The 21,370-nt window shown below is 42.0% G+C and carries 18 protein-coding genes; 8 read left to right on the forward strand and 10 right to left on the reverse strand.

Annotated features, from left to right (window positions below; translation table 11 throughout):
* The first annotated feature begins 120 nt into the window (after positions 1 to 120).
* Together DUL71_RS09155 and DUL71_RS09160 are read left to right on the forward strand one after the other, a co-directional pair.
* Entirely contained in the window at positions 121 to 684 is a 564-nt protein-coding gene (locus tag DUL71_RS09155) for a UbiX family flavin prenyltransferase (RefSeq protein WP_208645515.1), read from the forward strand.
* Positions 685 to 730: 46 nt separating this feature from the next.
* Positions 731 to 1,228, forward strand: a complete 498-nt coding sequence (locus DUL71_RS09160) for a DUF6265 family protein (RefSeq protein WP_114937818.1) — start codon at positions 731 to 733, stop codon at positions 1,226 to 1,228.
* A gap of 45 nt (positions 1,229 to 1,273) precedes the next feature.
* Here DUL71_RS09160 and DUL71_RS09165 read toward each other — a convergent pair whose 3' ends face one another.
* Positions 1,274 to 2,773: a malate:quinone oxidoreductase gene (locus tag DUL71_RS09165; RefSeq protein WP_114937819.1), complete on the reverse strand. Its 1,500-nt coding sequence runs from the start codon at positions 2,771 to 2,773 to the stop codon at positions 1,274 to 1,276.
* 303 nt (positions 2,774 to 3,076) lie between these two features.
* Here DUL71_RS09165 and DUL71_RS09170 point away from each other — a divergent pair, with 303 nt between their 5' ends.
* Complete coding sequence (locus DUL71_RS09170; RefSeq protein ID WP_154402350.1) at positions 3,077 to 3,607, forward strand: hypothetical protein; 531 nt, start codon at positions 3,077 to 3,079, stop codon at positions 3,605 to 3,607.
* 3 nt (positions 3,608 to 3,610) lie between these two features.
* Here DUL71_RS09170 and DUL71_RS09175 read toward each other — a convergent pair whose 3' ends face one another.
* On the reverse strand, positions 3,611 to 7,906 hold the full coding sequence (locus DUL71_RS09175; RefSeq protein ID WP_114937821.1) for a hybrid sensor histidine kinase/response regulator: 4,296 nt from the start codon (positions 7,904 to 7,906) through the stop codon (positions 3,611 to 3,613).
* 174 nt (positions 7,907 to 8,080) lie between these two features.
* Here DUL71_RS09175 and DUL71_RS09180 point away from each other — a divergent pair, with 174 nt between their 5' ends.
* Positions 8,081 to 8,293, forward strand: a complete 213-nt coding sequence (locus DUL71_RS09180; protein ID WP_114937822.1) for a VF530 family protein — start codon at positions 8,081 to 8,083, stop codon at positions 8,291 to 8,293.
* A 72-nt stretch (positions 8,294 to 8,365) separates the two neighbouring features.
* On the opposite strand, the gene DUL71_RS09185 is transcribed toward DUL71_RS09180, so the two are convergent.
* From DUL71_RS09185 to DUL71_RS09200, 4 genes are all read right to left on the reverse strand, one after another.
* Positions 8,366 to 9,664 (reverse strand): DEAD/DEAH box helicase, encoded by a 1,299-nt coding sequence (locus tag DUL71_RS09185; RefSeq protein ID WP_114937823.1) that lies wholly within the window; start codon positions 9,662 to 9,664, stop codon positions 8,366 to 8,368.
* An 82-nt stretch (positions 9,665 to 9,746) separates the two neighbouring features.
* Positions 9,747 to 10,544 (reverse strand): tRNA pseudouridine synthase A, encoded by a 798-nt coding sequence (locus tag DUL71_RS09190; RefSeq protein ID WP_114937824.1) that lies wholly within the window; start codon positions 10,542 to 10,544, stop codon positions 9,747 to 9,749.
* Between the two features lie 109 nt (positions 10,545 to 10,653).
* Positions 10,654 to 10,878, reverse strand: coding sequence for a CDGSH iron-sulfur domain-containing protein (locus tag DUL71_RS09195; RefSeq protein WP_090525766.1), 225 nt, complete (start codon positions 10,876 to 10,878; stop codon positions 10,654 to 10,656).
* A 99-nt stretch (positions 10,879 to 10,977) separates the two neighbouring features.
* Positions 10,978 to 11,205, reverse strand: coding sequence for a hypothetical protein (locus DUL71_RS09200; RefSeq protein WP_114937825.1), 228 nt, complete (start codon positions 11,203 to 11,205; stop codon positions 10,978 to 10,980).
* A 147-nt stretch (positions 11,206 to 11,352) separates the two neighbouring features.
* On the opposite strand from DUL71_RS09200, the gene DUL71_RS09205 reads away from it, so the two are divergent.
* The 4 genes from DUL71_RS09205 (at position 11,353) to DUL71_RS09220 (ending at position 16,409) form a co-directional block, all read left to right on the forward strand.
* Positions 11,353 to 12,384, forward strand: coding sequence for an aldo/keto reductase (locus DUL71_RS09205; RefSeq protein ID WP_112566872.1), 1,032 nt, complete (start codon positions 11,353 to 11,355; stop codon positions 12,382 to 12,384).
* Positions 12,385 to 12,564: 180 nt separating this feature from the next.
* Positions 12,565 to 13,383 carry a peptidoglycan-binding domain-containing protein gene (locus DUL71_RS09210; protein ID WP_114937826.1) on the forward strand — a complete coding sequence of 273 codons (819 nt, stop codon included), beginning with the start codon at positions 12,565 to 12,567 and terminating at the stop codon, positions 13,381 to 13,383.
* A gap of 275 nt (positions 13,384 to 13,658) precedes the next feature.
* Positions 13,659 to 14,990 (forward strand): Gfo/Idh/MocA family protein, encoded by a 1,332-nt coding sequence (locus tag DUL71_RS09215; RefSeq protein WP_114937827.1) that lies wholly within the window; start codon positions 13,659 to 13,661, stop codon positions 14,988 to 14,990.
* 57 nt (positions 14,991 to 15,047) lie between these two features.
* Positions 15,048 to 16,409: a 3-keto-disaccharide hydrolase gene (locus tag DUL71_RS09220; protein WP_114937828.1), complete on the forward strand. Its 1,362-nt coding sequence runs from the start codon at positions 15,048 to 15,050 to the stop codon at positions 16,407 to 16,409.
* 161 nt (positions 16,410 to 16,570) lie between these two features.
* On the opposite strand, the gene DUL71_RS09225 is transcribed toward DUL71_RS09220, so the two are convergent.
* The 4 genes from DUL71_RS09225 to DUL71_RS09240 all read right to left on the reverse strand — a co-directional run bounded on the left by DUL71_RS09225 (position 16,571) and on the right by DUL71_RS09240 (position 21,336).
* Entirely contained in the window at positions 16,571 to 17,599 is a 1,029-nt protein-coding gene (locus DUL71_RS09225; RefSeq protein ID WP_114937829.1) for a GntR family transcriptional regulator, read from the reverse strand.
* Between the two features lie 120 nt (positions 17,600 to 17,719).
* The gene (locus DUL71_RS09230) at positions 17,720 to 18,733 is read right to left on the reverse strand and encodes a cytochrome d ubiquinol oxidase subunit II (RefSeq protein WP_341867738.1); all 1,014 of its coding nucleotides are present in this window, start codon (positions 18,731 to 18,733) and stop codon (positions 17,720 to 17,722) included.
* Positions 18,734 to 18,735: 2 nt separating this feature from the next.
* Positions 18,736 to 20,052 (reverse strand): cytochrome ubiquinol oxidase subunit I, encoded by a 1,317-nt coding sequence (locus DUL71_RS09235; RefSeq protein ID WP_114937830.1) that lies wholly within the window; start codon positions 20,050 to 20,052, stop codon positions 18,736 to 18,738.
* A 252-nt stretch (positions 20,053 to 20,304) separates the two neighbouring features.
* The gene (locus DUL71_RS09240; RefSeq protein WP_114937831.1) at positions 20,305 to 21,336 is read right to left on the reverse strand and encodes a LacI family DNA-binding transcriptional regulator; all 1,032 of its coding nucleotides are present in this window, start codon (positions 21,334 to 21,336) and stop codon (positions 20,305 to 20,307) included.
* Between the last annotated feature and the right edge of the window lie 34 nt (positions 21,337 to 21,370).

The raw sequence follows: 21,370 nt of genomic DNA on the forward strand, positions 1-21,370 counted from the left end.
ATTTGTAGTGCCCTCTCAAGGGCATGTTTTTCATAGGTAGATGTAGGGTCGGGTACAAGTTATTCGACCCTTTTTTGTGCCCCTAACTTTTTGCGTGTTTGGGTTGTTGAAGGAGTAATTATGAAGAAAAAGATAGTTGTTGCTGTTACGGGTGCCAGTGGTTCAATATATGCCAGCCTGCTACTAAAAAAGCTAAATGAATTACGGGATCAAATAGCCGAAGTAGGTGTTGTAATGTCAGACAATGCCAAAGATGTCTGGAAATTCGAGCTTGATAACGAAGATTATACACAGCTCCCTTTTAAGTTTTATGCCAAAAATGACTTCATGGCTCCGTTTGCCTCAGGCTCGGCCAAGTTTGATACCATGGTAGTAGTGCCTTGTTCAATGGGAACACTCGGCCGGATAGCGGGAGGGATCTCCGATGATCTCATAACCCGTGCAGCGGATGTGGTCCTGAAAGAACGCCGCAAATTGATTCTCGTAGCGCGCGATACGCCGCTTAATCTTATCCATATACGCAACATGGCCACGGTTACTGAAGCGGGAGGGATCATCTGCCCGGCAATTCCTTCATATTATAGCAAGCCTCAAACCATTGAAGAACTGGCTATGACTGTAGTGAACCGGGTGATTGACCTGATCGGCTTAGAGAGCAAAAGCTATGAATGGAAGGGGATGTGAGCCTCCGCGATTATTCCAGGCTGTGAATTATTGTTAAATTCATATTATGAACCTTAAATACATTTTTCCTGCAATCATTGGCTTTATTTTGATATCTGGTAACAGCTTCGCGCAAGTTAACAAAGCAAGCGTTAAGCAACTGGCCTTTATGGCCGGTACCTGGACACAAAAGCACGAATGGGGCGATATGGAAGAATTTTGGGGCGAGCCGATGGGAGAGAGCATGATCAGCAGTTTCAGGGTAGTTAAGGATGGCAAAGCGGTGTTTTACGAGTTTGTGGTTGTTGAAGAACAAAACGGGGTGCCCATTTTTAAGATGCGTCATTTTAACCGTGGCAGCATAGGATGGGAAGATAAAGATAAGCCGCTGCTATTTTACCTCACCAATATTCAAAAAAACAAAGCCGAGTTTGAACTGAAAGATAAATCGGTTCATTTAACCTATCAACTAACCGCACCTGATAAATTGGACGTGACAGTTATTGAAAAGGATAAAAAAGGAAAATGGCAAAAGGATATTTTTAACTATACCCGAAAGAAATAGTTTCTTTAAATATACCCTTCTGCCAATTAATATTTTGAAGGATAGCTAAATCAACCCCAATACTTTACTTGTTCTTGCCCTGGTTTCGTCGCTTAAAGCTTCGTTATTAGCTAACGATTGTCCGTACGAAGGGATCATTTCTTTAAGCCTTTGCTGCCATGCATCGGTTTTGATATGATTTTTAAAACAGCGTTCAATAAGCTGGATCATGATAGGCACAGAGGTTGATGCACCTGGCGAAGCACCCAATAAAGCTGAAATACTACCATCGGCAGAAGTTACAACTTCGGTACCAAACTCAAGTACGCCGGTATGTTTAGCATCCTTTTTAATAACCTGCACACGCTGACCGGCAATATCCAAGTCCCAATCTTCGGCTTTAGCTGTTGGCATATAATCTTTAAGCGCATTCAACCTATCGGCAGGCGATTGCATTACCTGAGAGATAAGATATTTGGTTAGAGGCCAGTTATCGCGCCCTACAGCAAGCAGGGGTAGTATATTGTTTAGTTTAATAGATTTGAACAAGTCAAGCAATGAACCTTTTTTAAGAAAACGGGTTGAAAAGCCTGCGTATGGACCAAAAAGCAGCGCACGTTTTCCATCAATCATACGGGTATCAAGGTGAGGAACTGACATTGGCGGCGAACCTACCGATGCCTTGCCATAAACTTTAGCCTCGTGTTGCTTCACTATCTCAGGTTTATTACAAACCAACCATTGGCCACTTACCGGGAAGCCGCCGAAGCCTTTACTTTCGGCAATACCTGATTTTTGTAGTAAGTGCAAAGCACCGCCGCCTGCACCAACAAAAACAAATTTGGCATTAAGCTTTCTTTTGTTGCCCGTAACTTTATCTTTTACAACTACTTTCCAGGTGCCGTCAGCATTACGTTTAAGATCTTGAACATCATGGTTAAGACTTACATTTACACTTGATTTTTGTTTGAGTTCGTCAATCAGCGCGCTGGTAAGGCTTCCAAAGTTTACATCTGTACCAATATCCATAAATGTTGCCGACACTTTTTCATCAGCAGCGCGACCTTCCATAACCAGCGGGATCCATTTTTTGATCTGAGCTTTATCCTCAGAATATTCCATCCCTTTGAAAAAGTGATGTTTAACAAGGGCCTGCTGGCGTTTTTTAAGATACTCAACATTTTCGGCTCCCCAAACAAAACTCATGTGAGGCACTTTGCGGATAAAATTTTGAGGATCTTTTATCAGGCCCTTCCCGATAAGATGGGCCCAAAACTCCTTGCTTGTTTCAAATTGCTCGGCAATTTTGATAGCTTTTTTTATTTCAACGCTACCATCCGGAAGCTGGGGGGTATAATTCAATTCGCAAAAAGCGGAGTGACCGGTGCCGGCATTGTTCATCGGGGCCGAACTTTCAGCCGCTATGACATCCAGGCGCTCAAAAATCTCAATCGTCAGATCGGGCTGCAGTTCTTTAAGCATTACACCAAGTGTAGCGCTCATAATACCTGCGCCAATTAAAACCACATCAACTGTTAAATTTGAACCTGTACCGTTATTAGTCATCTTAGTATTATAGCCTGCAAAGCCTGCAGTGTTATTTATTACAAGGTAAACCCCGTTTTTGAAAATTTGTTATGATGGTTTAAGTCCTGTCGGGCAACTAACCGACCGGGGCAAAATAAATCAGGCAATTTTAAGAAATTTTTAGAGAAAAACTGTCCTTTAGTCCCCCAATTAATGCAATAAAATCTATGTTTAAATTGTTTAAACTTAATTTATAGATTAAACTCACATTTGGTATATCCAAACACATCAACACAAAACAGTTAAAATGATGTATATAAATAAAGTGCTAATTTATAAACCATGAATCTGTTTAAACCATCTATTTATTTTTGTGTTTTGGTCATGACAATTTCGGCCTGTAAACAAAGTAAACTCAAACCATTATCAAATGATATTTCAAAAACAACAGTAACAGTGGCCGGCAAAAAGGATAGTGTGTTCAACAACCCGCGTAAAAAATATGGTGCTGCAACTGTAGCCGAACCTTGTGTCAAGTGCCTGCTGGCAGTTATACAGGATAGTAAAAGCTATAAAGAAAATACAGAAGGCCTTTCGGCACAGAATATAAATTATACCATTAACTGGGTTAAGGCATCGGCCCCGGCATTAACGCCTGATACAAGCAACAAAACCAATGGCATAAGGATAGATGTCAAGAAAGATGAAAACGGAGAGGATACCCGTTTGTGCTCGTATGTATATAACAACAGCAGCGGTACCATGTACCTGCTCAACAACCAAAACAAGTATGAGCACGAAATTTCAAGTATCACACCTGCTATCCTCAAAAAAATCCGCAATAGCTGTTACTGGGGCGTAGCCTCGCGATAATGCTTAAACGTATTTACCTTTTACGTTTTTCATCATTTTGTACGCCCCTTTTAATACATTAATAAGCGCGTCGGTTTTCATAGGCTTGGCAATGTAATCATCCATGCCTTCGCTTATGCACATATCGCGATCGTCGGGGCCTGCATTGGCAGTCATTGCAATGATAAAAGGCTGCTTAAAGGCATACTGCCTGATATGGCGGGTTGCCTCAAAGCCATCCATCTCCGGCATTTGTACATCCATAAATATCACGTCGAAAGTTGGGTTGGCTTTTAACTTTTCCAGGGTATCATAACCATTATGTGCCAGTTCAAAATCATAGCCAAGCTTCTCCAGCATCCGGCTGATCAGTTTTTGGTTAACCGTATTATCCTCGGCCACCAGGATACTAAGTGGATGTTCATTGGCAAAGTTGGCATCAAAAAGCTTATCCGGTTTAGTTTCTGCAACCTGAACTTGTGTTTTACCCTGAAACTCGGCCTGTAGGCTTTTACCCAATTGTGATTGTTTAACAGGCTTGGTTAATATAGCCGAAAACAAACCGGGATATTTCTTCTTTGAACCATCGCCGATGGAGCTCAGCATAACCACCGGTAAGTTTTTGTAATTATCTTTTATCTCCCTGGCCAGTCCAACGCCATCCATTTCCGGCATTTCCATATCGGTTATAACAAGGTTAAAGCCGTTGTTAGCGCCCAAAATGTCAAGTGCCTGCCTACCCGATGCGGCAGCTACCGTTTGTATACCCCATTGTTCAAGTTGGGTTTGCAGGATAAAACGGTTGGTTTTATTATCATCAACAATAAGCACTTTCTTGCCTTCAAGTTCGTCGGCATTAAAAACGATAGGGATTTGTTTTGATTGTTTTTTACTTATTGCCGACTTAATAGTAAATACAAAAACAGAGCCTTCACCAAAAACGCTTTCAACCCAAATTTCGCCACCCATTAATTTTACCAGGCGCTCACTGATCACCAAACCTAAACCTGTACCACCATATTTGCGCGTAGTAGACGAATCAACCTGCGAAAACGCGTTAAACAACGTTATCAGCTTATCTTCAGGGATGCCGATGCCGGTATCCATCACGCTAAATCCGATTTCAATTTCCTTATCACCAATATTTTTAGATAAAAACACCTTAATAAACACCTCGCCACGTTCAGTAAACTTGAGTGCATTACCCGTCAGATTGGTTAATACCTGCTTCAACCTCAAACTATCGCCAATAATTTGCTGGGGTAGGGCGGGATCAATCTGGTAAACCAGTTCCAACTCTCGCTTGGCAGCATTTTGGGAAAAAATGTCCATCACTTCTTCAATACACTGGCGTAGGTCGAAATCTTCCTGCTCCATTTCCATTTTTCCCGACTCGATTTTGGAGAAATCAAGGATGTCATTGATTACGTTCACCAAACTATCACCGCATGAAATAATGGTATCTGTATATTCACGCTGTTCGGTATTCAATTCGGTTTCGCCCAACAGGGAAGCCATACCAATAACACCATTCATCGGGGTCCTGATCTCATGGCTCATGGTAGCCAAAAATATGCTCTTGGCCTGGTTAGCTTTGTCAGCTTCTTCACGGGCCTCACGTTCCTGTTCCTTCTGCAGCTGCAATTCTTCTGACTGTGCCTGCAACTCTTCATTCAGGGCCTGTAACTCTTCCGATTGATTTTGAAGTTCAATATTCAGTGTTTGCAAATTTTCGGACTGTGCTTTCAATTCTTCCGATTGCTGCATAACCTCGGCCGTGCGTTCAGTAACCTGTTCTTCAAGCAGGTTCTTTTGTTGTATGATAGCCTTTACCCTAAGCCGGTGCCAGGTATAAACCACCACTATAGTAACTAAAACAAGCAAACTTATAAACCACCATGTAAGCCAGAAGGGTGGGAGCACCGTAACATTTAGGCTCACCTCTCTTAATGACCACTTACCATCGGTACTCCGGCTTTTCACCCTGAATATATAATTGCCTGCAGGCAAATTGGTATAAGTTGCCGTGTTTTTATTACCAACGTAATTCCAGCCTTTATCAAACCCTTCAAGCTGATAAGCATATGATTCTTTATTGCTCAGGCTATAGTCCATCGACACATACTCGAATGATATAACCGATTGATCATGAGTTAGCGTTATGGACTTTGTTTCTGCAATATCTTCCTTTAAAGGCGATGGATCATTATTGTTTTGCGCTACGTGAATTGATTTATTATAGATCTGAAAATCGGTAAGCACCAACGTAGGATCGTAAATATTGTTCCTTATTCCTGCCGGATCAAACATATTAAACCCGTTAACGCCACCAAAATACATGATGCCATCGTGACCCTTTACTGCGGAGTGAGGTTTAAACTCTTCTGCCTGCAAACCATCCGCAACAGTGAAGTTTCTAAATTTATTGGTATTGGGGTTATACCTGGAGATGCCTCTGTTGGTACTGATCCATAAATTACCAGCTGCATCTTCTTCAATAGCATACGTGTAATCATTAGGCAAGCCATCTTTTGCTTTAAAGTTTGTAACCTTACCGGTAACCGGGTTTAATCTGTAAATACCGCTATAAGTACAGATCCAGATATTACCCAAATGATCTTCAAAAAGATCAAGCGCAGTGTTATTGCCGAGGGCACTGTTCAGTTTTTCGTATTGTACCGGTTTAAATGAATTGGTGGCGGCATCATACAGGTTTACACCACCATCATTAGTACCTACCCAAAGGTTGCCTTTTGAATCGCCAAGCAATGAATTGATATTATCGCTACTAATACTTTTAGGGTTACCGGCATCATGACGGTAATGAATAAACTTGTTGGTTTTAGGGTCGAACAGATCAAGTCCGGTACCAAGAGTGCCAAACCATAGTTTCCCATCAAGGGTTTTGGCTATAGCGTAAATGTTGTTACCACTTATACTTGTACTGTCATCCGGATTGTGTTTAAACGATCTGAAGGTGCGGGTCTGCGGGTTCATCATGCTTACCCCATCGCCCCAGGTACCTATCCACAGGTTACTTTTAGCATCTTCCTGAATGGTTAAAACATAATCGCCACATATATTGCTATTGCTTCTTTTATAATATTTAAACTCACCCTTTTCAGGGTTAAACAGATTTAAACCGCCACCGTCTGTGCCTACCCATATGTTGTTCTTTTTGTCTTCATATACACTCAGCACAAAATTATTGGACAAGCTAATGGATTGCGCTCCATGCTGATAATGAGTAAAGTTTTCACTCGCTTTTTTATAAAAGTTAAGCCCCGATGCAAAAGCGCCTATCCACATATTCCCGCTTTTATCTTTCAGGATCACGTCTACCGAGTTATTAGCAATACTGCTGTTATCTACGTCATCTTCCTGGTGGTTATTGAAGGTATTGAGGGCGTAATTAAAAATATTCAGACCGCCGTTTTCCGTGCCGATCCATAAATCGTGGTTACTATCTTCGGCAAGGCATTGTACACTATTATATGAAAGCGAATTCTTGTTGTTCGGATCGTTTTTATAATGGGTGAAAGTTTTGTCGGCCGGGTTAAACAGGTTAAGTCCGCCATCGCTAACGCCAACCCATAAGCGACGGCTACTATCTTCTAAAATTGCATTGACCTTATTTGCCGAAAGTGATGACGATTTATTCTCATCATGAACAAAACGCGTAAAATTATGGCTTTGCGGATTGTAAAGGTCCAGACCGCCATAAGTTGTGCCTACCCATAATTTATTCTGGCTGTCTACATATACAACCCGGACATTATTATCGCTTAAACTGCTGTTATCTGCTTCATTATAGCCGTAATGAGTAAATTTCTTTTGAGCGATGTTAAACTGATCAAGTCCTTCCTTTTGATTACAGATCCACAGGTTATCGCTTTTATCAAGGGCTATCTTAACCAGGATGTCACTTGCAATTGAATTTTTGTTATTGGGGTTATGACGATAATGGATAAAACGATCAAGCTTGCGGTCGTACATATTTAAACCGCCGCCGCTGGTGGAGATCCACAGGTTTCCATTCTTGTCCTCAACTATATCCTGAACAAAGCTGTTACTGATGCTGTTATTATCGCCAATAATATTTTTAAATATCTTGAATTTGTTGCCGTCATAACGGTTAAGGCCGTCACGTGTACCAACCCATATAAAGCCGCGGCTATCCTGTATAATGCAATTAATATTTAATTCGGAAAGCCCCTCACGGCTACCAAGGTGTTGAAAATGAATAGGGCGGTTTTGTGAGAACACGCATAACGAAATAGCTTGCAACAACAAAACAAGGTAACACTTATAGCTATTCATTAAAATATTTTTGGGCAACTTGAAGAAGTGGTTTTAAACGTGCTTTATTAGCTGCATTAAATTAAACAAAATTTACCATTTATTAAATATCAGCTAATATAATTTAGTAGTTAAACGACTTTGCGACAAATTTTGTTATGGTATTTTACCGAAACAAACCTTTACTTTTGCCCCATGCAGCAACAGCCCAACAACCCTTTACATGGCAAAACGCTTGAGATGATACTCAATGAACTGGTAGCTCATTTTGGCTGGAAGGAACTGGGTATTCGGATCAGGATTAATTGCTTTAATGATAACCCGAGTGTAAAATCAAGCCTCAAGTTTTTGAGAAAAACCGATTGGGCAAGGAAGAAGGTGGAAGACTTGTATCTGGAGATAGCGTGATATTACTAAAGTTAAGACTTACGAAGTTTTAAAAACTTCGTAAATCTGGGCAGAACTTAAAGGTGGAATTTCTTACCCGTGCTTTTTCTTCTTATTCATTTTAGCCTTGGTACTGGCGCTCAGGTTATATGTTTTGGCGTTTGACGCCTTTTTTTCGTGGAAGGCTTCACCAACGCCGGCAGGTTTCTTATCTTCCTTTGCATCCGTTTTCTTCGGCTTCGATTCGGTTACAATCACCAGGTCTTCGGGCAACTCAGCTACCTGAATCTTATGTCCAATTAGCTGCTCAATCTTTTTTACCTGCCCCAATTCAATATCGGTAGCAAAGGTCATGGCCAGCGTTTCTTCTTCACTATCAGGGCTATGATTTACTATGCGACTAATAAACACCTCGTTATCTGCCGGCAAATCAAACTGAATCAGGAAAGGGATATCACTTAGATTAAGCTCTTCCTCGTTTTCGTTAGTAACGATTAGGATTCTCGTAGCCGGATCAGCTTTAAAATCTTCAATATTTTTAAAACCTTTGGTGTCGAAGAACTTTGGGTTCAAGTATGCCACACCTGTACGTAAGCGACTTTTAAGGCTTTGAAAAACCTTTTCGGCAGTTGTTTGGGTATTTACAAACACAACCGTTTTTGTAAACAGCTCTTCGTCATACATAAACAAATTGAGCAGGTTTAGCTTAGTGCCAAAGTTGGGCACATTGTATAAAAGCTGCTCGTGCGTTTCAATAACGGTATCACTTAATTCGTCAACCTCAATTATAGCAGGATCTCTCATAAACGGATCAAGCATTTTTTCCAGTTTAGCGTGAATAACCTCGGTAAACACAAGGTGCTGTGCTTTATCAATGCTATTGGCAAGTTCAACAACGGGTAATTGTAAGCCCTTTTTTACTATCTGGTCGGCATCATCAACTACCAGCAGGTCAACTTTATTTAAATTCAAAGCCAATTTGAGGTAAATAGCCCTTGCCCTGTCGGGGGTGGCCACAACAATATCAGCGCCGTCGGCTAAGTCATCCATCTGGCTTTCAAAGCCGGGGGTAACATATAAACCAACTATGCGGATAGATTTATTTTTATTGAGACGGTCAAACTGCTCAATAACCGCAAATACGTTTTCTTTTTCAGGCACAAGTATCAACACACGCGGAACACCTTCCGGAGCATAGTTGAAGCGGTTTAAAACACCTAACACATAGGTAGTGGTTTTTCCGCTACCTTCGGGGCCAATAGCTATAATGTCCTGCCCACCAATTATACGGTTGATGGTTTTTAGCTGCAACTCTTTAGGGTTTGTAAAACCTACTTCATTTACAGAACGTAACAGTTGCTTATTAAGCTTCAATTTATCAGACCACGCCATCAGGATATTTATTAAAAATTAAAATGAGGGTGCAAAAGTACCAAATTACCGCGTCATATTTTTAAAAATCAGCAGATAAGCGTTATAGGGGATACCAATCGGCACCGTTAAGTAATGAAAAGGCCGACCGCGGTTCGAGATCAAGATAGCGATAAGTTACTTTTGAAAGGTATAAGCCCTGAGGATGGGCAGGTATAATGATTTTTGGTGTTTGTTTATTGGCAAGATAAAATTCAAATTCATCAGTACTCATCTTCCCCTGTCCAATTTCAAGCAAGCGCCCTACAGTAATTCTGATCATCTTATACAAAAAGCGATTGGCAGTAATATTAAACCTCAGTTTACTGCCATTGCCGTCAATATAAAGCCCGGCAGATTTCACGTGACAAATAGTATGCTCTATTTTATCGGGCGTTTTACATAAGGCGCGGTAATCATTATAATTTGGCAGAATAGAAACCGCCTTTTTCATCGCATCCAGGTCGAGATCCTGGTCGGAATAATGTGAACTGAAACGGCTCAGGAAGGGATCTTTATAATTATGGATGAAATAATCGTATGATCGGATCACGCCATCAAAACGGGCATGCGGATCGCCCTGCATCGGGATAATATCAAATACAGCAATATCATCAGGAAGCAGTTTATTTAGCCGGAACAACAGATCAAAGTCTAAATTATCGTCAATATCGGCGTGAAAAAAATACTGACTTGCATGTACTTTCGCATCGGTACGGCCACAGCCATTAATGGCTACGGGATGTTTCAGAATTTTCTCGAGGGCTGTTTCAATTACCTCCTGTACAGTAATTGCTTTTGAAAGCTTTTGCCAGCCCGAATACCTTGCACCATGATAGCCAATATGAAAAAAGTAACGCATTATTATTTATAAGTATAGTTTCAAAAATGCAGATTATTTTAGGAATACTGCATAAAACAAAAGCCCAATGTAATTAAACACCGGGCTTTATGTATATAAAAACAATTGTTTATACTTTTTTCGGTGGAAGATCAAAGGCAATGGCATTATGCTCAAAATGGCCTTTGTGAGAGCCATCGCAAAATGGTTTGTTAGCTGATAAACCGCAACGGCAGATAGATACTACTGTACGGCCTTGCAAACCGTAAGCATTGCCCTGCATATCCACAATTTCAAAATCGCCTTCTATTTTAACCGAACCGTTATTATTAATGGTAAGTTTAGTTTTCTCCATGTCTTAAATTTTGCGCAAAGTTAAAATATGGCATCAGCCTCAACGGGTTTATTTGTTATTTAGAAGTGTTCCTGATTGGATAAAATGGGGGAGGTTATTCTAATTAAATGATTGGTTAAACGCAACCAGAACCTGTAAAAAAACATCCCTGTCGAGGGCAAAAGAAGCAGGTTGTTCAGGTTTTACAGGTTTGCCGTTTTTTATTTTGAGTGGAAACAGGGCGATAAAATCGCGAATAGTAATTTCATACCTCAGCATAGGGTCATGACGGTGGATCTCTTCCAGCCTCATTTCAAAAAGGGAAACGCTTAGCGGGTCTGCAATCATATTTCAAAACTACTGTTTGTTTATCTCAACGCAGTAAAATATCAACCATAAATGACAAACTTATGATACGTAAAAATGCCTTCAGCAATCGATTCCGCATAAATTTGTGAAACAGGCTACCGCCTTTTACATCATAAAATATACACTATGGAATACAGACAATTAGGTGCATCCGGCCTGCGGGTGCCTATCTTAAGTTTCGGCACTGCCACATTTGGCGGCGGCAACGAATTTTTTAAGGCCTGGGGCAACACCCAGGTTGATGAGGCAAAAAAGCTGATCAATATTTGCCTTGATGCCGGTGTTAATTTATTTGATACGGCCAATGTTTACTCGCAAGGTACCTCTGAAGAAATATTGGGCAAAGCGTTGGAAGGCATTCGTAACGAGGTGCTAATTTCTACCAAGGCTACATTTACTATGGGGCAGGGTGTTAACGACTTCGGTTCGTCCCGCTATCACCTGATCAAATCGGCAGAAGATAGTCTTCGTCGTTTAAATACCGACAGGATAGATATTTACCACATGCACGGTTTTGATGCCAATACGCCTGTTGAAGAAACATTAAGAGCGCTTGATGACCTGGTAACCAGTGGTAAAGTACGATACATTGCCTGCTCTAATTTTTCGGGCTGGCATTTGATGAAATCGCTTTCGGTATCTGAAAGATATGGATGGAGCCGTTACGTAGCCCACCAGGCATATTACTCACTGCTTAACCGCGAATTTGAATGGGAATTGATGCCATTAGGGATCGACCAGAAAGTAAGCACTATTGTATGGAGCCCGCTATCATCAGGCCAACTAAGCGGTAAATTCAGGAGAGGAGCGCCAATTCCGGAAAGTTCAAGAACGGTACAGGGTGGTGCGCATGGCCCGGCAACAAACTTTGACCATTTATATAATATTGTTGACGCGCTTGATGAAGTTGCCGAAGAAACCGGCAAATCTGTAGCGCAGGTAGCGCTGAACTGGTTATTGCAGAGGCCAACAGTAGCTAACCTGGTAATTGGTGCACGTAACGAAGAACAACTTAAGCAAAACCTTGGTGCTATAGGATGGAATTTAACCCTCGATCAGGTTAAAAAACTGGATGCGGCCAGCGAGGTTGATCCAATATATCCGTACTGGCACCAGCGCCAGAATTTAAAACTGGTTCCGTTGCCGATACAATATTAAGTACCGACATAGGTTTTATAACCTTGATTCAAAAAAGCTTACGTAAAACTACGTAGGCTTTTTGCTTTAAATACGTATCACTACGCTGGTTAAATTGCAGGCGTTGATTTAATTTCATCCCGTTGAGTAAAGTACCCCATTTACATCATCTAAACTTATCATAATTAAATCCTGCAACCAATGATCAAAAAACAGTACCTCAAAGAAACAGTGATAGCGGCAACCCAACAAAAGGGCAGCGCCTCAAACAACCAGAAAGAAGTAGCTAAAATTCAAAGCTGGCTTAACTTGTATGCTGTTACCAACCCTTCCGCAGGAACAGCAACAGGCATTGATGGCAGCTTTGGCTCCGGAACGGAAACGGCAGTTAAGAATTTCCAAAAAGCGAAAAACCTTCCACAAACAGGCATTGTTGACAGCAGCGTTTTCTCGGCCCTATCTCAACCTATGACAAACGCGTTTAAAAGTCCCGTTGCCGGTACCGGATTAAGAGAATTGATTGTAAATACGGCAATGCAGCACTTAAGCAACGCACCGTTTGAACTTGTAATTAAAGGCCAAAGTAATAGCGGTCCCTGGGTACGGGCTTATATGGATAATAACGAAGGCACCGAATGGTTCTGGTGCATGGGCTTTGTACAAACCATCATTGATCAGGCCGCAAGCCAACTTGGAAAAGATTTCCGGACGGTGATGCCGCTTACCTATAGTTGTGATACCGTAGGCACTACGGGCATTAGTAAAGGTTTGTTAAGCCGTGTCGCGACAGTAAGAGCCAATCCATCTATAGTTAAACCGGGCGATATCTTCCTGGTTCAAAAAACACCTAACGACTGGTTTCACACAGGTCTTGTAACCGGCGTTCATGGTGATCTTTTTGAAACCATTGAGGGAAACACAAACACAGATGGAAGCAGCAACGGAAATGGCGTATATAAAAGGGTACGTAACTTCCAAGCCTCAAAACTGGATGTATTTTCAATACAGCCACTTGTATAACGCTTTCCTGCAATTAATACCCCCTTGAGCCCCTTTAATGGGGCTTTCTGTTTTTGGAGCTTAAAGCCGAAGGCGGAAAGCTTAAAGCTATTGAATGTCTAATACAGTCTTTTTGCCTTAAGCGTTCCGCTTTCAGCTCAATTAAGTAACAGTTAAATTACAATTGCTTCATAAAAAAATTGCCCGATAGCTTTAGCCCTTTATAAATCTTAGCTAATTTGCGGCGCGGCCCGCCGGGGTACGCGTATTAAAACCCAATTAACCTGTTTTGAAAAATGATTAACCGTAGAAAGTTTATTCAATCAACCGCTGTTGCGGGTACAAGTTTTCTGCTTGCGCCACAACTATCAAAAGCTGCCGGATTTTTTAAGGGATCGCCCAACGAAAAAGTAGTATTAGGCATGATGGGGACCAATAGCCGTGGCCTGTACCTTGCCCAAAGCTTTGCCAAATTGCCTAACGTGGAGATTGGATATATCTGCGATGTGGACTCAAATGTAGTTGCTAAAACGATTGACGCGATCTACAAGCAAACAGGCAAAAAGCCGCAGGGCTTAACAGATATCCGCAAAATGTTGGAGATAAAAGATATCGACGCGGTTGTTGTAGCTCCTCCGGATCATTGGCACGCCCCCGCGACTATCATGGCTTGCCAGGCAGGCAAACACGTATACGTAGAGAAACCGTGCAGCCACAACCCGCACGAAGGAGAAATGGCTGTAGAAGCAGCAAATAAGTACAAACGACTGGTACAAATGGGTAGCCAGCGCCGTTCATTTTCAAACGTGCAGGCTATGGTAAAGGAGTTGCATGACGGCGTAATCGGTCGTACTTATTATGCGAAAGGTTGGTATACCAATCATCGCGCAAGCATTGGCAAAGGCAAACAGGTACCTGTACCTGCCAACTTAAATTATGATTTATGGCAGGGCCCGGCACCAAGAAAGCCGTATCAGGATAACCTGATCCACTATAACTGGCACTGGTTCTGGAACTGGGGCACAGGCGAGGCTTTAAACAACGGCACGCACGAACTGGATGTAATTAGATGGGGGCTGGGTGTTGATTATCCTAACAAAGTGGTATCAACCGGTGGGCGCTTCCATTTTGATGACGACTGGCAAACTCCCGATACGCAAAATATCCTTTATAACTTCCCTAATAACACTGCTGCAGAATGGGAATGCCGTAGTTGCAATGGTTTCGAAATTGAAAAATTAAGCAGGGGAGTTGTGTTTTATGGTGATAAAGGAACCTTGTTTTATGACAGTGGTAACAGCTACCGGGTTTATGATGGCGACAACAAACTGGTAAAAGAAATTAAAGACGATACTAAAGTTGACGGCACCAACAAAGTAAGCCCTACAGAAGCGTTGGACGGCTTCCACATGAAAAACTTTGCCGACTCGATACGTGGAACAGATAAATTGAACTGCCCGATAGAGATTGGTTTCAAATCGACGCTATTGCCGCAATTGGGTAATATCTCATACCGTGTTGATCGGGTGCTGCACATTGATCCGAATAACGGCCATATATTAAAGGATCCCGAAGCTCAAAAGCTTTGGAGCCGTGACTATGAGAAGGGCTGGGAGGTAAAGGTTTAACTCCTAAGCACATCGTTCCCGACGATTTTAATTTATTCAAACAAGAAAATATCGATCATGAAAAAAATAATCTACCCTGCTATTATGCTATTAGCGTCGGCGGCATTAAGTCCGGCAAGCGCGCAAACCAAGTTATTTGATGGTAAAACACTTAAAGGCTGGAAACAACTTGCCGGCTCTGCTAACTATAAAGTAGAAGACGGAGCCATAGTTGGTACCACCGTACTTAACTCTGGCAATTCATTCTTAGTTACCGAAAAAGAATACGGCAACTTCATATTGGAACTGGACGCTAAAATCGAAAGCGAACTGAGCAATTCGGGCGTGCAAACCCGCAGCCATTACGATCCGGAAGGCAATAAAGGTAAAGGCAAAGTGTATGGCAGGCAATTTGAAATAGATCCATCGTCGCGCAAATGGACTGGCGGTATCTATGATGAGGGCAGAAGAGATTGGCTGTATCCGCTTGATCTGAACCCAAAAGCTAAGGACGCTTTTAAAGTTGGCGAATACAATCACATCAAAATTGAATGTATTGGTAATGAAATAAAAACATGGGTAAATGGCGTGCCTGCCGGCGATGTAGTTGATACTGTTGACAGCAAAGGTTTTATAGCCTTACAGGTACACGCTGTAAGTGAAGAAAAACAGGCGGGTAAAAAAGTGTATTTCAAAAACATCAACCTTAAAACCACCAATTTAAAAGCTACACCATTTCCAAAGGATGTATATGTAGTTAACCTTACGCCAAACAGCATAACAACTGCCGAAAAAGCAAACGGCTGGAAACTATTGTACGATGGCAAAACCAATACAGGCTGGCACGGTGCAACCCTTAAAGCGTTCCCTGAAAAAGGCTGGGAATATGCTAATGGCACCATGCATGTATTACCGTCTGCCGGTCAGGAAGAATCAGGTGGAGGCGATATCGTGACTAATGATAATTACAGCGCTTTTGACCTGTCGTTTGAATTTAAGCTTACGCCAGGTGCCAACAGTGGTGTTAAATATTTTGTTACACTGTCTGAAGTTACCAAAGGTTCGGCAATCGGTCTGGAATACCAGGTACTTGACGATAAACTGCACCCTGATGCCAAACTTGGCCGTGATGGTGACCGTACTTTAGCCTCGTTATATGACCTCATCAAAGCTAATAAACAAGAACGTTTTGTACACCCGATAGGGGCGTGGAATACTGGCCGCGTGGTGGTATATCCTAACAATCACGTTGAGCATTATCTAAACGGTGTTAAAGTATTGGAATATGAGCGTGGTTCAAAAGCTTTCCGCGATTTGGTAGCTATCAGCAAATACACGATCTGGAAAAACTTCGGCGAAGCTCCTTCCGGCCATTTATTGTTGCAGGATCATGGTAACGAAGTATTTTTCAGAAGCATAAAAGTCAGGGAACTGAAGTAAGAAATTCCATCATGTCATTGCGGGGAGGAACGACGAAGCAATCTCGTAGCTATGCATCTTCGATATGCATTGGCAACGAGATTGCCACGCTGCGCTCGCAATGACATATTTAATTAAGAGTTTAATCTCTCCCGTTATTCTTCCTTTAGAGGATTAGACGCTCACAACGAGCTTCTCAACCTAACCGTAAACGGTACTGCAAAATGCTCATGGCAATTGTTCAGTGCAAACTCGGCCGCTTTGCTGCCCATCAATTTAAAGTCGGTTGAAATGGTGGTGATACCATCAAGAATAATTTCCTTAAGTGCGGTTTCGTTGTAAGATATCACACCTACGTCTTTAGCAACCTTTAAATCGGAGGCGATGACCTTTTTAATAAGTTCAACCAGGTCATCCTCGGTAAGACTTATGTATACCGTATTTTTCTGAATAGCCTCGGTGGATAGGGTTTCAACTATATCATATTCAAAAGCATACTGCCTGCAAAAATTCAGGAAGCCCTTCATGATCTCCTTGGAGTGGTAGGTTTTGCCGGGGAAGATCAGTTTAAGCGTATGGTATTTGCTCAGGCTATCCAGCATACTTTTCAGCGCCTCGTAAACATCAGTAGCGAAGTTTTCATAAATAGCCGCGAATTTGCCACTAACGCCCGGCACCATGTTATCCAGTAAGATCAGTTTATCCTTAGGGATAGTGTTAATGATCTCATGGGCCTTGGTTTCATTATCCAGGAAATGCGGAATGACGATGTATTTGGCATAGTCACTCTGGATACTTTCGGTAATGATCTTTTTGAAGAAATAGAAATCGTTATTGTAGATATAAAAATCTATGGCTGCCTGCTCGCCTATAGTAGCAACAAAGGCATCATAGATGATCTTTTTGTGCGCACTAAGCTTATTGAATAGCAGAAATATTTTAAGCGGCTTCTGAAAATCGGTATTCGATATAAAAAAACCTTTACCGGGTACTGAGCTTACAATTCCTTTCTCCTTTAATTCCTTGTAAACGCGCTCGATGGTATTGCGTGAAGTATCCAGCGCATAGCTCAGATCATTGATAGAGGGGAGCATATCATCCTTCACAATCTGCCCGCTTTCAATGGCCCTGATAATGGCATTAGATAGTTGCAGGTACTTAGGCGTAATCGAATACTCGTCGATTGATAAGATCTTTAAATAATTCTTCACAACACAAATGTAATATTTGACAGCACATCTTTATTAATCAGTAAGGATGGACAGTGATAGTTATCTAAAATTCTCCAAACACCGGTCAAGCAATCAACGAAATCAGCGTAATCAAAAAACTCAACGGTCTTTCTTCTTAAACGCATAATATAGATACCCCAATGCCGGCAATATAAACAAGCTACCAACCAGCAGGCCAATGCCCAGATCATCAATACTATTGCTATTAGCGTGTTCAGTAAGCAAGGACATTGAACTGCCATCTTTAAAAATAACAAACCTTGGGAAGCGCGAAAAACCAACCGATATCAGGATCATACACACCTGAAAAGCTGCAAGCACCCTGATCCATTGCCTGTTTTTCCGATGCGATATGATCAGATAAAGCACTACCAGTGAAATAGTTGCCGCTATTACCGCAACTAAACTTACCGGGTTTCCAAAGATCCAGTTGGCCAGGTGAACACGCTCAAAATGAGAAGCTAAAAATACCAACGCCCCACAAATCACAGCAGCAATGTTCATGATTTTTGCTTTGCGGATGTAGCGTTTTATTTCATCTACGTCTTCCGTTTCACCAACTATATAAATAGCGGCAAGGAAGCCGCAAAGTGCAACAGTAAAGAAGCCAACCGATACCGAAAACCAGTTAAACCAGCTAAAAATGTAAGCATGGGCAAAATCGGTAGCTTTAGGATCAATCTGTCCGGATAGCGCACTCCCTGCAATAATGCCTAAAAATAAAGGGGTAACAAAGCTCGAGTAAACAAATATGTGCGTATAAAATGCCTGTGTTTTTTCGTCCTTAACAGCATCATAATTGCGGAACGAAAATGCGGTACCGCGGGCTATTACACCAAGCAGCATGATTAGTAAAGGGATATGCAGGTAGATACACATCTCGCTGTAAATTACAGGAAAACCCACAAACAGCACCACCACGGTAATAATGAGCCACATGTGATTTGCCTCCCAAATAGGGCCTATAGCCTGGTACATGATTTTACGGGTACGGTGTTTATTGTCGGTTGAAGTAAAAAGCTCAATTATACCTGCACCGAAATCAGCCCCGCCCAATAAAAAGTAAAGGGTGATAGCCGCAAACAGGAAAAGGATTACAATATAAAGCATCATGGTCAGGCGGTTTTACGGTCATACAATTCTGGCACCATCTGGATCTGCCTTTTTAATAAAAATATAACAGCCACGCTCAGCGTAAAATAAATAAAGCTGAACAGGTAAAACGAATACTGGATTCCAGGCATAGGTGTAACCGCCTCGCTAGTACGCATAACATCCTGAATGATCCAGGGCTGGCGACCAACTTCGGTCACCGTCCAACCGGCTTCAAGGGCGATAAAACCAAGCGGGGTTGCCCAAATGAAAGTTTTCAGAAACCAGGATTTAGAAAGCAGATCTTTCTTCTTCCAGAGTTCATAAAAGTAGATAATTCCTATCAGCATCATCAAAACACCAATGCCTACCATAATTTGAAAAGCGTAATGGGTAACTGCCACCGGGGGCTGATTTTTCACCGGGATTTTATCCAAACCATTTACAGGTGTTTTGAAATTGTCATGAACCAAGAAGCTTAACAAACCGGGGATCTCTATTCCGTAGTTAACTTTTTTAGCCGCTGTATCCGGTATACCTCCTATAACCAGCGGGGCATATTCCTGGGTATGGAAATAAGCCTCCATGGCTGCCAGTTTTGCAGGTTGACGCTTGGCAGCGTTTTTAGCCGAAAGGTCACCGCTGAATGGTTGTAAAATGGCAGCCGCAGCGCCAAAAAGGATAGCGATTTTAAAAGCCTTAGTATGAAAAAGTACATTCTGTTTGCGGTAGATCATGAGCGCGTGAATGCCAGCCACAGCAAAACCCGTAGCTGAAAAAGCCGCTATGATCATATGCAGCGATTCTGAAAACCAGGCTTTGTTAAACATGGCTTTTACAGGATCGATATTAATATACTGCCCGTTCACAAAGTCGAAACCGGAAGGACTGTTCATCCATGAATTAGCAGCTACCACTAAGATGCCAGATGCTACACCACTTACACCAACAATGATCCCCGCTGTCCAATGTACCCAGTTGTTGAGTCGGTTCCAGCCATACAAGAACAAGCCCAGCGCTATTGCCTCAATAAAAAAGGCCACACCTTCAAGGGAGAATGGCATACCAAAGATAGGCCCGGCATGCTTCATAAAACCAGGCCAAAGCAACCCAAGTTCAAATGAAAGCATTGTACCGGATACGGCTCCGGTTGCAAAAAAAATAGCTACGCCCTTGCTCCAGGCAACAGTAATATTTTTATACACTGGATCCTGAGTTTTTATCCATTTAAAGTGGGATATAGCCATAAAAACAGGCATCACCATACCGATACAGGAATATATGATATGAAACCCTAACGATAAGGCCATTTGGGATCTGGCCGCTAAAAAATCATCCATACGTATTATAATTAAATAATGGCTGAAATTAAAGCTTAATGTAACAAATATGTAACTAAATGCTTATCGATATTGAATTTAAAATGAAAATACCAATCCAAAGAAATTGGATTAATGGGGATTATTTAGTAAAAAATGTCATTGCGCGGAACGCAGCTCACAGGCTGTAAAGAGACCAAGCACGTCGCTCTGTGACGTTTGGGACTGCTTCATGCCTCGCAATGACGATTGTTGGGAAGGAATGGTGAAGAATTATCCCTTCTTCGCTGTAGAGCCTCTGATGATCAATTCTGGTTTTATGCTGATGATCTTAGGTTTAACCGAAACCTCAGTATTGCCAATCTCCTGGAAAAACAGGTTGCCTATGGTTTTACCCATATAAACGCTAAACTGATCTATCGATGTTATGGACGGACTGGTTATTTCTGTAAAAGCTTCGTTAGAGTAACCGCAGATGCCAAGTTCTGATGGTACCTGTATTTTCATAGCATTAGCTACCTCCAAAACACCCAGTGCGGAAAAGTCTGAGGTCGAAGCAAATATCGCGTCAGGAGGCTGGGGGAGGTTAAGCAGTTTGCGGGTAGCTTCGGCACCGAGTTCTTTTGTCCAGGCGTTTTCTACTACCAATTCATCAATAACGGCAACCTTGTGGGTTTCCAACGCCCGCAGATAACCGGTTTTTCGCTGGCGGAAGATGTTCAGGTTTTGCGGGCCCTCAAGCAGGGCAATGCGCTTATATCCATTTTCAATCAGGTGCGATACCGCCTCAAACGAAGCCTGCTCATTGTCATTGATCACTTTAAGGGTTTCCAACTCTTCGGCAACACGGTCAAACTGGATCAGTTGTATGCCGTGGTCTAGCACATTCTGCAGATGCTGATAATCATAACTATCGGCCGATACAGAGATCACGATACAATCCACATGCTGATTAATAAGGGTGTTTACGCATTGAATTTCCTTATCATGTACCTCGCCTGATTGGCAAATGATCAGGTTATAGCCTTTTTGATAGGTTGTTTCCTCAATCCCGGCTATTACATTGGCGAAAAAGTTCTGGTTTATACGGGGTACCACCACGCCAATGGTTTTTGAATGCCCCTTTCGCAGATTGGAGGCAAGCGTATTACGTTTATAATTGAGCTCGTCGGCGGTTTTAATGATCAGCTCGCGGGTCTTTTCATTTACCTGGCTGCTGTTGTTCAGCGCCCTTGATACCGAGGATGCGGTTATGCCGAGCTTGGCGGCAATGTCATAAATGGTTGTGCGTTTTACTTTCTTCATTGGTGAGTGCAATTTGGAAAAAATATTTTACGCA

Source organism: Mucilaginibacter endophyticus, from assembly GCF_003351025.1.
GTDB classification, from domain to species: Bacteria; Bacteroidota; Bacteroidia; order Sphingobacteriales; family Sphingobacteriaceae; genus Mucilaginibacter; species Mucilaginibacter endophyticus.

What these genes read in the sequence shown, in the direction of transcription:
- DUL71_RS09155 (WP_208645515.1), top strand. Translation starts at nt 121, where the DNA reads ATGAAGAAAAAGATAGTTGTTGCTGTTACGGGTGCCAGTGGTTCAATA.
- DUL71_RS09160 (WP_114937818.1), top strand. Translation starts at nt 731, where the DNA reads ATGAACCTTAAATACATTTTTCCTGCAATCATTGGCTTTATTTTGATA.
- DUL71_RS09165 (WP_114937819.1), bottom strand. Translation starts at nt 2,773, where the DNA reads ATGACTAATAACGGTACAGGTTCAAATTTAACAGTTGATGTGGTTTTA.
- DUL71_RS09170 (WP_154402350.1), top strand. Translation starts at nt 3,077, where the DNA reads ATGAATCTGTTTAAACCATCTATTTATTTTTGTGTTTTGGTCATGACA.
- DUL71_RS09175 (WP_114937821.1), bottom strand. Translation starts at nt 7,906, where the DNA reads ATGAATAGCTATAAGTGTTACCTTGTTTTGTTGTTGCAAGCTATTTCG.
- DUL71_RS09180 (WP_114937822.1), top strand. Translation starts at nt 8,081, where the DNA reads ATGCAGCAACAGCCCAACAACCCTTTACATGGCAAAACGCTTGAGATG.
- DUL71_RS09185 (WP_114937823.1), bottom strand. Translation starts at nt 9,664, where the DNA reads ATGGCGTGGTCTGATAAATTGAAGCTTAATAAGCAACTGTTACGTTCT.
- DUL71_RS09190 (WP_114937824.1), bottom strand. Translation starts at nt 10,544, where the DNA reads ATGCGTTACTTTTTTCATATTGGCTATCATGGTGCAAGGTATTCGGGC.
- DUL71_RS09195 (WP_090525766.1), bottom strand. Translation starts at nt 10,878, where the DNA reads ATGGAGAAAACTAAACTTACCATTAATAATAACGGTTCGGTTAAAATA.
- DUL71_RS09200 (WP_114937825.1), bottom strand. Translation starts at nt 11,205, where the DNA reads ATGATTGCAGACCCGCTAAGCGTTTCCCTTTTTGAAATGAGGCTGGAA.
- DUL71_RS09205 (WP_112566872.1), top strand. Translation starts at nt 11,353, where the DNA reads ATGGAATACAGACAATTAGGTGCATCCGGCCTGCGGGTGCCTATCTTA.
- DUL71_RS09210 (WP_114937826.1), top strand. Translation starts at nt 12,565, where the DNA reads ATGATCAAAAAACAGTACCTCAAAGAAACAGTGATAGCGGCAACCCAA.
- DUL71_RS09215 (WP_114937827.1), top strand. Translation starts at nt 13,659, where the DNA reads ATGATTAACCGTAGAAAGTTTATTCAATCAACCGCTGTTGCGGGTACA.
- DUL71_RS09220 (WP_114937828.1), top strand. Translation starts at nt 15,048, where the DNA reads ATGAAAAAAATAATCTACCCTGCTATTATGCTATTAGCGTCGGCGGCA.
- DUL71_RS09230 (WP_341867738.1), bottom strand. Translation starts at nt 18,733, where the DNA reads ATGATGCTTTATATTGTAATCCTTTTCCTGTTTGCGGCTATCACCCTT.
- DUL71_RS09235 (WP_114937830.1), bottom strand. Translation starts at nt 20,052, where the DNA reads ATGGATGATTTTTTAGCGGCCAGATCCCAAATGGCCTTATCGTTAGGG.
- DUL71_RS09240 (WP_114937831.1), bottom strand. Translation starts at nt 21,336, where the DNA reads ATGAAGAAAGTAAAACGCACAACCATTTATGACATTGCCGCCAAGCTC.